The organism is Trinickia soli, from assembly GCF_002879855.1.
Lineage (GTDB): Bacteria > Pseudomonadota > Gammaproteobacteria > Burkholderiales > Burkholderiaceae > Trinickia > Trinickia soli.
This window is the reverse complement of sequence record NZ_PNYB01000002.1, coordinates 364,331-375,877: the sequence shown is the minus strand read 5'-3', so window position 1 is coordinate 375,877 and position 11,547 is coordinate 364,331. Positions and strand designations below refer to the sequence as shown.

At 63.5% G+C, this 11,547-nt stretch carries 10 protein-coding genes; 6 read left to right on the top strand and 4 right to left on the bottom strand.

Annotated elements, in window-relative coordinates; genetic code table 11:
* The first annotated feature begins 73 nt into the window (after positions 1 to 73).
* The 3 genes from C0Z19_RS03975 (at position 74) to C0Z19_RS03965 (ending at position 3,307) form a co-directional block, all read left to right on the top strand.
* Positions 74 to 1,177 (top strand): ABC transporter permease, encoded by a 1,104-nt coding sequence (locus C0Z19_RS03975; RefSeq protein WP_102608473.1) that lies wholly within the window; start codon positions 74 to 76, stop codon positions 1,175 to 1,177.
* Positions 1,178 to 1,243: 66 nt separating this feature from the next.
* Positions 1,244 to 2,173, top strand: a complete 930-nt coding sequence (locus C0Z19_RS03970; RefSeq protein WP_102608472.1) for an ABC transporter permease — start codon at positions 1,244 to 1,246, stop codon at positions 2,171 to 2,173.
* 48 nt (positions 2,174 to 2,221) lie between these two features.
* Positions 2,222 to 3,307: a BMP family ABC transporter substrate-binding protein gene (locus C0Z19_RS03965; RefSeq protein ID WP_102608471.1), complete on the top strand. Its 1,086-nt coding sequence runs from the start codon at positions 2,222 to 2,224 to the stop codon at positions 3,305 to 3,307.
* A gap of 74 nt (positions 3,308 to 3,381) precedes the next feature.
* On the opposite strand, the gene C0Z19_RS03960 is transcribed toward C0Z19_RS03965, so the two are convergent.
* Complete coding sequence (locus tag C0Z19_RS03960; RefSeq protein WP_102608470.1) at positions 3,382 to 3,591, bottom strand: dodecin; 210 nt, start codon at positions 3,589 to 3,591, stop codon at positions 3,382 to 3,384.
* A 123-nt stretch (positions 3,592 to 3,714) separates the two neighbouring features.
* On the opposite strand from C0Z19_RS03960, the gene C0Z19_RS03955 reads away from it, so the two are divergent.
* Positions 3,715 to 4,620, top strand: coding sequence for an NAD(P)-dependent oxidoreductase (locus C0Z19_RS03955; protein WP_102608469.1), 906 nt, complete (start codon positions 3,715 to 3,717; stop codon positions 4,618 to 4,620).
* Positions 4,621 to 4,671: 51 nt separating this feature from the next.
* Here the strand turns inward: C0Z19_RS03955 and C0Z19_RS03950 are convergent, their stop codons facing one another.
* The gene (locus C0Z19_RS03950) at positions 4,672 to 5,157 is read right to left on the bottom strand and encodes a hypothetical protein (RefSeq protein ID WP_102608468.1); all 486 of its coding nucleotides are present in this window, start codon (positions 5,155 to 5,157) and stop codon (positions 4,672 to 4,674) included.
* Positions 5,158 to 5,550: 393 nt separating this feature from the next.
* Here C0Z19_RS03950 and C0Z19_RS03945 point away from each other — a divergent pair, with 393 nt between their 5' ends.
* Positions 5,551 to 7,158: a sensor histidine kinase gene (locus C0Z19_RS03945; RefSeq protein ID WP_102608467.1), complete on the top strand. Its 1,608-nt coding sequence runs from the start codon at positions 5,551 to 5,553 to the stop codon at positions 7,156 to 7,158.
* A 37-nt stretch (positions 7,159 to 7,195) separates the two neighbouring features.
* Complete coding sequence (locus C0Z19_RS03940; protein WP_102608466.1) at positions 7,196 to 9,202, top strand: hybrid sensor histidine kinase/response regulator; 2,007 nt, start codon at positions 7,196 to 7,198, stop codon at positions 9,200 to 9,202.
* A gap of 17 nt (positions 9,203 to 9,219) precedes the next feature.
* Here the strand turns inward: C0Z19_RS03940 and mscL are convergent, their stop codons facing one another.
* Both mscL and C0Z19_RS03930 read right to left on the bottom strand, forming a co-directional pair.
* Positions 9,220 to 9,657 (bottom strand): large conductance mechanosensitive channel protein MscL, encoded by a 438-nt coding sequence (gene mscL / locus C0Z19_RS03935; protein ID WP_102608465.1) that lies wholly within the window; start codon positions 9,655 to 9,657, stop codon positions 9,220 to 9,222.
* 136 nt (positions 9,658 to 9,793) lie between these two features.
* Positions 9,794 to 11,197 (bottom strand): methyl-accepting chemotaxis protein, encoded by a 1,404-nt coding sequence (locus C0Z19_RS03930; RefSeq protein ID WP_233195986.1) that lies wholly within the window; start codon positions 11,195 to 11,197, stop codon positions 9,794 to 9,796.
* Positions 11,198 to 11,547: the final 350 nt, after the last annotated feature.

The following is an 11,547-nucleotide window of genomic DNA, read 5'->3' as shown; positions in this document are numbered from 1 at the left end:
TCAGGCAGGCACGATCGGCGCCGAAGCGGCCAGCCCGACGTTGACATTCGAATAATCGACGATTGCAGAGACCATGTATTTTCCCTATCGAATCGAAGCCCGCCCGACGCCGTCGCGATCCATGCAGTTAGCCGTACCGGTGATTGCGGCGGTGTTGACGCTCTTGATCGGCTTCTTGATTTTCAGCATCGTCGGGCGCGACCCGGCGCAGGCGATGCGGGCTTTTTTCCTCGACCCGCTTGCCGACGCGAACGGTTGGTCCGAGCTGCTGCTCAAAGCGTCGCCGCTGTGCCTGATCGCTCTCGGTCTCGCGATTGGCTATCGCGCCAACGTCTGGAACATCGGCGCCGAAGGGCAGATGCTGGCCGGCGGGATTGCGGCGAGCGGTGTCGCGATTCATTTCGACCAGGCGAGCGGCGCCTGGATCTTGTTCCTCATGATGGCCGCGGGCATGATCGGCGGCATGCTATGGGCGGCGATCCCGGCGTTTTTGAAGACACGCCTGAACACCAACGAGATCCTGACGAGCCTCATGCTGACCTACGTGGCTACCCAGCTGCTGATCTACCTCGTAAGCGGGCCCTGGCGCGATCCGCAGGGAATGAACTTCCCGATCTCCGAGATGTTTTCGGGCGATGCACTGTACCCGACCTTCGGCGGCGATTGGGGGTGGCACTGGCTGCGCGGGACACGCCTCAATGCCTCGATATTCATCACGCTGGCCGCCGTGCCGTTGGCATGGCTTTTCATGCGCAAGAGCTTCGCCGGTTTCCGCATGAACGTGGGCGGACTTGCTCCGCTCGCCGCGCGCTATGCGGGCTTCTCCGATACGCGTACCGTGTGGACTTCGCTGCTGATCAGCGGCGCGCTCGCAGGCTTGGCGGGGATGGGCGAAATCGCCGGTCCCATCGGGCAACTGCAGGCCACCTGGTCCCCCGGCTATGGCTTCACCGCAATCATCGTCGTCTTCGTGGGCCGGCTGCATCCGGTGGGCATCGTCCTCGCCAGCCTGCTGATGGCGCTGCTTTATCTCGGCGGCGAAGCGGTACAAACGTCGATGCAGTTGCCGCAGGCGTTGTCGGGCGTCTTCCAGGGGTTGTTGCTGTTCTGTCTGCTCGGGGCGGATTTATTCGTCAATTACCGTCTGCGCCACGTATCGCGCGTCATGCATGGATGAGCACGCGATGCGCGCGAACACGCGCCTCGCAACCGGGTGACTTTGCCAATCGGAATCGAATGGATCATGGATATTCAACAAGCCGGCACGCTGGCATCGAGTGCTGTCATTGCCGCCATACCGCTGATGTTCGCGGGAATCGGCGAACTCGTCACTGAAAAATCGGGTGTGCTTAACCTCGGCGTGGAAGGCATGATGCTGATGGGCGCCGTGACCGGTTACGCCGTGACTGCCGTGACCGGGCATCCCTGGATCGGCGTGGCGGCGTCCATCGGGGCGGGCGTCGCGATGGCGCTGTTGTTCGGCTTTCTCACGCTGACCATGCTGGCCAATCAGGTCGCGACCGGGCTTTCGCTGACGATCTTCGGCATCGGCCTCTCCGCTTATGTGGGCAGGCCTTATACGTCGGCCTCGGTCAGCGCGACGATCGATGTCTTGCCGGTACCGGGGCTTTCGAAGATTCCCGTGCTTGGGCCGGCCATCTTCTCGCTGACGCCGCTCGGCTATATGGCGTTTGCATCCTTCGCGCTCGTCGCCTGGTTTCTTTACCGCACTCGGGCAGGTCTCGTGTTGCGCTCGGTGGGCGAATCGCCGGCCGTCGCGCATTCGGTCGGCTTTCCGGTGATCGGCGTGCGCTACGGCGCAACGCTGTTCGGCGGTGGCATGGCCGGGCTCGCGGGCGGTTACTACTCGATCGTCTATTTGCATCTTTGGCAAGAACAACTGACGTCGGGGCGCGGCTGGATTGCGCTCGCGTTAGTCGTGTTTGCGACATGGCGGCCATGGCGTCTGCTGCTTGGCGCGCTGCTGTTCGGCGCGGTCACGGGTTTGCAGTTCTACGCGCAGGCAGTCGGCGTGCCGGTGCCGACCCAGGTGCTTGCCATGCTGCCGTATCTGGCGACGATCGTCGTGCTGGCGGTCATTTCACGCAACCCCAACACGATCAAACTCAATGCGCCTGCTTCGCTTGGCAAGTCGTTTTTCGCCACAAGTTGAGCGCCACGGCTGAACCGACCGATTCCCCCACACCACTGGAGATGTTCAATGACAAGAAAAACGTTGACTCTGCTCGCTGCCGGCGCAGCGCTTGCGCTGGGCGCCATGGCGGCGCCTGCGGCGCGGGCGGCCGACGGCCCCGGCGTCGCCTTCGTCTATCTGGGCAACCCGGGCGACGCAGGCTGGACCTACGCGCACGATCAAGGCTCCAAGCAGGCCGAGGCCAGGTTCGGCAACAAGATCAAGATCACTCGCGTCGAGAACGTACCCGAATCGGCCGATTCGGAACGTGTGTTCCGCGACCTCGCGAGCAAGGGCAACAAGATCATCTTCGGTTCGAGCTTCGGCTATCAGGATTTCGAGTTGAAGGTCGCCAAGGACTTCCCGGATACGGTGTTCCTGCATGCCACGGGTTACAAGAAAGCGAAGAATTTCGGTACCTATGACGTGCGCATGTATCAGGGCGCCTATCTGGCCGGGATCGTCGCGGGCAAGATGACGAAGACGAACACGCTCGGCTTCGTGGCATCGGTGCCGATTCCCGAGGTCGTGCGCAACATCAACGCCTATACGTTGGGCGCCCGCTCGGTCAATCCGAAGGTCCATACGAAGGTGATCTGGATCAACAGCTGGTTCGATCCGGGCAAGGAGAAACAAGCCGCCGAGACGCTGATCAGCCAAGGCGCCGATGTGCTGCTGCAGAACACGGATTCGAGTGCGACGCTCGCGACGGCTCAGGAAAAAAAGGTCCATGCATTCGGCTGGGACTCGGACATGAAGAAGTTCGGACCTGATGCGGCGCTCGGTTCGGTGGTGGCGCACTGGGGCGTCTACTACATGGCCGCGATCCAGCAGGTGCTCGACGGCAAATGGAAGAACGATCCCGTATGGTGGGGGCTGCCTCAGCAAGCCGTCGATCTGGAAGACCTGAACCCGGCCGTGCCGCAAGACGCGCGCGCCAGCGAGAGGGCGGCGCATGACGACATCGCGAGCGGCAAGCGCGATGTGTTCACGGGCCCGATCAAAGACCAATCGGGTGCTGTCAAGGTGCCGGCCGGCAAGACGCTGGGCGACGCCGAACTGCAACGGCTGAACTGGTACGTCGAAGGCGTCGACGGTTCGCTGCCGAAGTGATCGTTCGCGCGTGCCAATGCGCGGACGAATGGGGCGGCGCCGCAACGGGCGTCGCCCATTCCACATACATGGCGCTAGTCGTCGAGGCGCATGCCCACCTTCAGCGTCACTTGCCAGTGCGCGACGTTCCCGTTTTCGATGTGGCCGCGCGTCTCCGTCACCTCAAACCAATGCAGGTTGCGCAGCGTCTTCGAAGCCCGCTCGATCGCGCATCGAACCGCGTCGTCGCTCGATTTGGTCGATGAACCCGTCAGCTCAATGTACTTATAGACATGATCGTTCATCAGTCTTCTCCGCTTTTCGTCGACAATGGAAAAACCAGTATAGGCAACGACGCGCGTGCATGCCCGCAGGCCTCGCGGGCGTGAGGCAGTATGGGTGGCTTTCGACGAAAGGGAGTATGAGCGATGGAACTCGGATTTTGCGGGCCTGGCTTGATGGGCGCGCCGATGATTCGGCACTTGCTGCAGGCGGGCCATCACGTATGGGTCTGGAACCGTACGCGCGCCAAGGCGCAAGCATTGGTTGCCGAGGGGGCGCGTGTCGTCGATACGCCGCGTGCTTTGGCAGCGCACGCGCAAGCCGTTTTTTTGTGCGTATCCGACACGCACGCGGTCGATGAGGTCGTCTACGGCTTGGGCGGATTGCTCGGCGCGGACACGGCTGATGCGGGTGCGGGAAGCGTGCGTTGGATTGTCGATCATTCGAGCATCGCGCCGGCAGCGACGCGCGAATTCGCCGCACGCGCCGCCGAACTCGGTGTCGGCTGGATCGATGCACCTGTCTCGGGTGGCGTTCCGGGCGCGCAAGCGGGAACGCTCGCCGTCATGGCGGGCGGCCGCGCTGCCGATGTCGCGGCGCTGGAACCCGTCATCCGCGCTTATGCGGCGCGCGTGACGCATATGGGGGACGTAGGCGCCGGACAAATGACGAAGTTGTGCAATCAGGCGATCGTCTGTGCGACGATCGCGGGGATCGCCGAAGCGGTGGGACTTGCACAGGCAGCAGGGATCGATGCGGCGCGGCTGCCCGAGGCGCTCGCGGGAGGTTGGGCCGATTCCGTTCTGCTGCGCACTTTCGTGCCGCGCATGACCGAAGCCGGACACGAACCGATCGGTTCTCTAAAAACCTTCCAGAAAGACATCGACACAGTTGGCGACGCCGCACAAGCGACAGGCGCCGTCATGCCGGTGGTGGGCGCCGTGCAGCAGGTGTTGAGACTGGGTGCGGCGATGGGGCTGGGTCAAGCCGATCTGGCTGCGTTTATCGATATCGTGCGGCCGCGACGCGACGGCGTGACCGCAACGCGATAGGGAGACCGGCGCGCGCGTTTGCCTCTCGTGTAATCGACGCGTAAATGTCAATCAACGGAACGAACGCGGGGCGGCGTCGCCGGCGTTCTGCCGCCGCGTGCCTCCGCTCACCGCGCCGCTTGCACCGAATTCGGGCAGGATCTTCGTCCGTGCCCGGCTGGCGAACACCAGAAAGCCGAAACCATTCGTCTCGTACCAGTAGCCCCCGTTTTCGAGCCCCTCGAGCGGCTGCTCGAGCGCATTCGCAATCGACTCGATGCAGCGCCGGCGCAATTCGTCGACATCCGGATACGGCGGCTGTGCGCCCCGTACGGTGCATAAGAGGACGTCGAGCCCCGGCAGAACGTGTTCGTACAGCACAGGCTCGTCTTGCGAACGTGCGCGCGCGATCTTGGTATCGAGTTGCACGAACGGTTTGAACTGGCGCAGCACAGCGAGGAAAGACTCCTTGCTGTCCGCGCTTGCGCGCCTACGCTTTCTCGGGAAGGACATAAACATTCGCCTGAAAAAGAATTGCAAGAAACACAGCGTCCTCATGCGACCACTCCCGGCTCTCGCGCGCCGCACGTTCGATCTTTTATAGCATACGAAATCGGCCTCTTCACGACAGGCTACCGCTTCACTCGCGTGCTCGACGCTGCTCGTATGCAGTCATGCCGAGGAGGGGGCGCGAGTCGTGTCGCGCTGCGCTCGACATCTATGCCAATAATAGGCGCGAGTTTCGTCCGCGTGCTGATCCAACTCATAAAAAATGCCAATTTCTGTGTGCCGACGCGCCTCTATATCGTCCGTTGAAATATCTCGAAACAGCACCGATAATGGTCCGGTTTCACGTTTGCACGCCGTGCGATGCAAGCGCCGTGCCGCCCTCCAGGCTATACGGTGCGGCACGCACGAGGTGCGCGACCCGATGGATGCCGCCAAGGACGCATGAAACTATTCACCAAGGGCCTGCTGCTGATTGCCGTGCCGAGCTTGATCGAGCTCGCGCTCGTTGGCATGCTGTCGAAGACGCAGGAGCAGGCCACACGAGCGGCGCAATGGGCCTCGCATAGCAAGCAGGTGCTCTATCAGGCGTCGGCGATCGTCGATCCCTTGCTGCGGGAGGCGGTGCGCGTGCGTGCGGGTCTCATCGTGGGCGACCCTTCCTTTGTCGACCGGCATGTCGTCTGGGTCGATCTCGGCGATCGGCTGTCGCGGCTCGAAAAACTCGTTGCCGACGACCCGCTGCAGATCGAGCGCGTGCGGCGTATGCGCGAAGCCGTCAACGATTACCGTACCCAGACAGACCGCGTATTTGCCGCGCTGCACGACGAGCAGCGCATGCAGTACGTGTCGCTCGACAGCTCGCCGCTGCCGGCGCCGATTCGAGCATTTCGCGATGAACTCGGCGCATTTGTCGCGGACGAGTCGCGACTCGACGCCGAGCGCAGCGCGGAGCTTGCCGCGACGCGCGAGCAGCAGCGATATGCGCTGATCGCGGCAATCGTGGGCTCGATGCTGATCTGGGCGATCGCGGCGCTTGCCTTTGCCGGCAATATCGGGCGGCGGTTGCGCACGCTGACCGCAAACGCGCAACGCCTCGGGCGTTCGCAGGCGCTAGGGGCGCCCTTGGCCGGCAACGACGAACTCGCGCAACTCGACGCGGCGCTGCACCGTACGAGCGTGCGGCTCACGGAAGCCGAACACGATCAGGCGACGCTGCAGGCGACGCTCGAAACGCGGGCTCAGGAATTGACGCAGGTGAATGATAATCTGCGTCAACAAAAGCAGGACAACGACATGTTCATTTACAGCGTGTCGCACGATCTGCGCTCACCGCTGGTGAACCTGCAAGGTTTCTCGCGCGAGCTGCAAGTGTCGTGCGATGAACTGCGCACGATGCTCGATGCGACGCGGTTGCCCGAGGCGGAGCGCGCCCGGATCACGCGCGTGCTCGACGGCAATCTCAGCGAAGCGCTGCACTTTTTGCGCACCGCCGTGGCGCGCTCGGCGTCGATCATCGACGCACTGCTGCGGATTTCGCGCGCGGGCCGGCTGGAGTACCAGTGGCAGCGCGTGAGCGTGGCACGGGCCGTGGCCCGCGTCGTCGAATCGCTGCATCAGGCGATCGTCGAACGCAACGCAACCGTATCGGTTGGCGAACTGCCCCCCGTATGGGGCGACCCAACGGCGATCGAGCAGATCTTTGCCAATCTGATCGGTAACGCCGTCAACTATCTCGATACGTCGCGCCCTGGCCGCATTGAAATCGGCACGTTGGACCAGCCGCCGCGCGACGACGGCGAACGAGCGCCTAGAATGCGAACATACTACGTGCGCGACAACGGCCTCGGCATTCCCGATGCATGCATGCCGAAGATGTTCAGCGCCTTTCAGCGGCTGCACGGCGATCGCGCCAAAGGGGACGGTATCGGGCTTGCGCTCGTGCGTCGCGTGACCGAACGACATGGCGGGCGGGCATGGGTCGAATCGATGGAGGGTGTCGGTTCGACCTTCTACGTGACGTTGCCCGAACAGCCGTTGCGAATGACCTGATCCGTCAGGCCCTACGCTGCATAAGTCAAAAGTGAGCATGACCGACGTATCTCGCCAGGATTCCGCCCGCGTGCTCGTCGTCGATGACGACGAAGGCATTTTGCGGCTCGCGCGCAAGTCGCTCGAGCGCGCGGGCTGCCGCGTATTCGCCTATTCGAGCGCCAGGGCGGCGCACGCGCAACTCGCCGCGGACGCTCCCGACATGCTCGTGCTCGACTATCAGCTCGACAGCGCCGAGACGGGGCTCGATTTCTTTCGCCGCCTGCGCACCGAGGGCGTGACATTGCCGGCCATTCTCGTCACGGGCTTCACGGACGAATCGCGCGTGATCGAGGCGCTGCGGGCGGGCGTGTCGGACGTCGTGCCAAAGTCCGGCGGCTACCTCGACTATCTGCCCGAAGCGGTCGAGCGTGTATTGACCCAGGTCCGCTTGCAGCGCGCATCGGCCGAAGCGCTCTTGCTGCGCGATCGTGAGGCGCATTACCGCAGCTTGTCGGAGGCGTTGCCGCACCTCGTATTTACGAGCAATGCGCAAGGGGAGTGCGATTTCTTTTCGAAGCAGTGGTATGGCTACACGGGGCTCGATGAAGCGGCTTCGCGTGGGCTCGGCTGGCTGGATGCGGTGCATCCCGACGATCGCGATGCGCTGCGTCGCTCGTGGCTGGACGCCGTTACGGGCGCCGCGGGCGCGGATCACCGCCATGAATTGCGGTTGCGCGCCGCTGATGGGACCTACCGCTGGTTCGACATGCGTATTGCGGCCGTGCGCGATGCAAGCGGGGGCGTCGGCAAGTGGTTCGCGAGTTGCACCGATATCCAATCTCAACGCGAGGCGATGGAGGAGCGCGAACGTCTGCTGACCGCCGAACAATGCGCGCGCCAGACAGCCGAGGAGGCCAACCGCGCGAAAGATCGATTCCTCGCTATGCTGTCGCACGAGCTGCGCACACCGCTCACGCCGGTGCTGATCGGCACGCGCGTGCTGGAAACGATTCCGGGCCTACCGGCGGCCGCGCAGTCGAGCGTCAAGATGATTCGCCGCAACATCGAACTGGAGGCGCGCCTGATCGACGACCTGCTCGACCTGACGCGCGTGGCGAACGGCAAACTCAGGCTTGCGCTCGAGACGGTCGATGTGCACGACGTGATCGACAGTGTCCTCGAACTTTTTCATGCCGAGATCCAAGTCAAGGCACTCGACGTCCATATCGAAAAAGCGGCCGCGAATCACTACGTGCTGGCCGACCCGGCAAGATTGCAGCAGATGCTCTGGAACCTGGTGCGCAACGCAGCGAAGTTCACGCCCGACGGCGGGCACATCTACGTGCGCACGCGCGATGCACGCATGCGTATCGAGGTGGAAATCGAAGACACGGGCATCGGGATCGCGCCCGAGCAAATCGGCAAGTTGTTCAACGCGTTCGAGCAGGGCAGCCAGCGCATGACACAACAGTTCGGCGGTCTCGGCTTGGGCTTGGCGATTACGAAGGCATTGACCGATGCGCATGGCGGCACGGTGAGCGCGCGCAGCCCCGGGCCTCATTGCGGGGCAACGTTTACGATCGCGCTGCCGACGACTTCCGCGCCCGCGGTCGAGCCCGTGCCGGCCGTCTCGGCGCAGGCAGCGGCCGACGAGCGTATCGCGATCCTGCTGGTCGAAGATCACATCGATACGGCCGACGTGATGGCGCACCTGATGCGTTCGCTCGGCCATGACGTGGCGGTGGCAGCGTCGGTGGCCGAAGCGCTCGCGGCCACACGGGCACGCACGTTTGATCTCATCGTGAGCGACGTAGGCTTGCCGGACGGTACCGGCCTCGATTTCGTCAGTTCGGTGCGGCGGCACTCGCAGGTGCCGGCCATTGCGTTGACGGGCTATGGATCTGACGAAGACATACGGCGCTGCCTCGCGGCCGGGTTCACGGCGCACCTCACCAAGCCGGTGAACTTTTCACAGCTCGAGGTGCTGATACAACGAGCGGCGGAAAGGAAAGCGCAGGGCAGCGAGCCACGATCGGCCGGCCAGGTCACCAGTTCAACCTGAAGCCGCCCGGGCGTCGTTCAGCGCTGTTTGAGCGCGTCGCGGATTTCGCGCAGCAACACGACCTCTTCCGGCGGCGGCGGCGGCTCGGCGGGCGCGGCCTCGGTCCGGCGCAACGAATTCATGAACTTGACGATCGCGAAGACGATCAGCGCAAGGATGGCGAAGTTGATGACGGCCGTGATGAACGAGCCGTAGCCAAACACGGCCACGCCGGCCGTTTGCAGATCCTTGAACGAATCGGGGTTGCCTTTGAACGAGGGCGGAATATCGCCGAGGCGAATGAACTTGTTCGAGAAGTCCAGACCGCCCGTGGCGACGCCGACGATCGGCATGATGAGGTCCTTGACGATCGAAGTGACGATCGTCGAAAACGCACCGCCGATGATGACGCCGACGGCGAGATCCATCACGTTGCCTTTGACCGCGAACTCCCTGAAATCCTTGACGATGCCCATAGTTCTTTTTCCTCCTGGCTTGACGGGGTATCTGGCAAACGAATCGAGCGGCGCAAGGCGCATGCCATCGCGGCCATGATAGCGAACGGCAGTTCGATGCGGGAGGATTTTTGGTTCGCTGCCTTCGCCAGTTCTGTCAGCTCTTATAGGCGAGCCGCAGGCCACCCCAATGCCGGCCATGAACGAAGATCGGCGCCGACGCATCCTTCATCATGGCGAACGCGCCGCCGCCCATGTCGCGCCGGTAAGTCTGCAGCACGAACGGCTTCGTGTGGCTGGCCGCCGCGAGGCCCGTACGATCGTTGAAGATGCGCCGGTTCCGGCAGTTGGCCGCATTCCAGACCGCGTCGCCGGGCCGCGGCGGCTGCGAGAACTTGCGATTGTGCGTCGGCAGATAACCGCGCACGTCGACGGCGGCGCAAAACGCGACGCGCTCGTCGAGCGCAAGCAACGGCTCTTGCATCTCGGGCAGCACGCGATCGGTAAATGCGGTGAACTGCGTCATGAACTGCTGCGGGTCGGTGCCCGGGATCGGCGCATAGTGCGCGTCGAACAGCGCCGCCTCGGTGATCTCGCCGCGCGCGAGCGCTTGCTCGAAACGTCGGCCGATCAAGGCGGCTGTGCGTTGCGCCGCGTCGATGAAGCGTGTGTCCGGGGTCTCGACGCCGGCCGCCGCCGTCAGTTCGATCAGCGTCTCGGACACGGTCAGCAGGCTGGCCAGGCGATCTTTGGCTTGTTGGAAGTTCTCGCTCGATTGCTCGACGCCGCTTGCCATCTCGCCCACGCGTTCTTCGAGATGGTGACACTGTGTCTCAATGTCGTCGGTCAGCGTGGCGATCTGCTCGGCTTCTTCATGCAACTGGTTGATGGCCGTGCCGGTCGATTGCACAATGCCGCCGATCGTGGCCGAACCTTCTTTCACGCGATGCGCGCGGGCCGTGTTTTCGGTGCCGTCGGCGATGAGTTGCTCGGTCTGCCGGGTCAGACGGGCCAGCGTCGCTTCGATTTGCGACGTGGCCTGCGCCGTCTTGCCCGATAGGTTTTTGACTTCGGCCGCGACGACGGCGAAGCTCTTGCCCGATTCGCCGGCGCGTGCGGCCTCGATCGCGGCGTTGATCGCGAGCAGATGCGTCTGGCGCGCGATCAACGAAATCTCTTCGGACACGGTGCTCACGTGATCGAGCGCCTCGCGCAGCGCTTCGATTTGCGCGGCGATGCCCGTCACGCCTTCGACGAGCCCGTGAATATCGGCAAGCGACGCGTCGAGCGTTTGCCGCGACTGCTCGACGGCGTTCGATGCCTCCCGACTGACGACGCGCACTTGACGTGCGGCTTCCGCAATACGGTGATTGCCTTGCATCGTCACCGAGGCCGAATCCCGCAACGAGCGGCAGACGTTGGCGTGCAGGGCGACGCGACTCGCGACTTCCTCGACATGGCCCGCCACATCGCAAATCTCTATGCCGAGTTTTCCCGCTTGTGCCGCGACGTCCGCCACGAGCGAACGCGCGCGCCGGGGGCGGCGCAAGGTCAAACGCATTTGGGTCTCCTGTCGCGAACCCGCACTCGAGCCCGCGCGCATTGGTTTGTGATGTTCGTGGTTGTCGATCGCCGCCAAGCGTGGGCCGCGGGTACCGCAATATCTAGCGAGGTTTGCTTACACAGAACTTACGCCGATGCGCGGAAAAACGACCGGCTGGCGGCCTCTCCTTTGTGTTTACGGACGGCGCGGCGCGCGGCTTCATAGGGGATGACGATAGTATGACGATAGTGCTTCCAGCCATTGCGCAATCGTCCCGAAACCCTTAGATTGCGCGAGAACCTTCGCACGCACGACGCGCCCGATCAGACCTCTCGCAGCAGGCCGGGTCCATCCGACGCTCCGTAAGA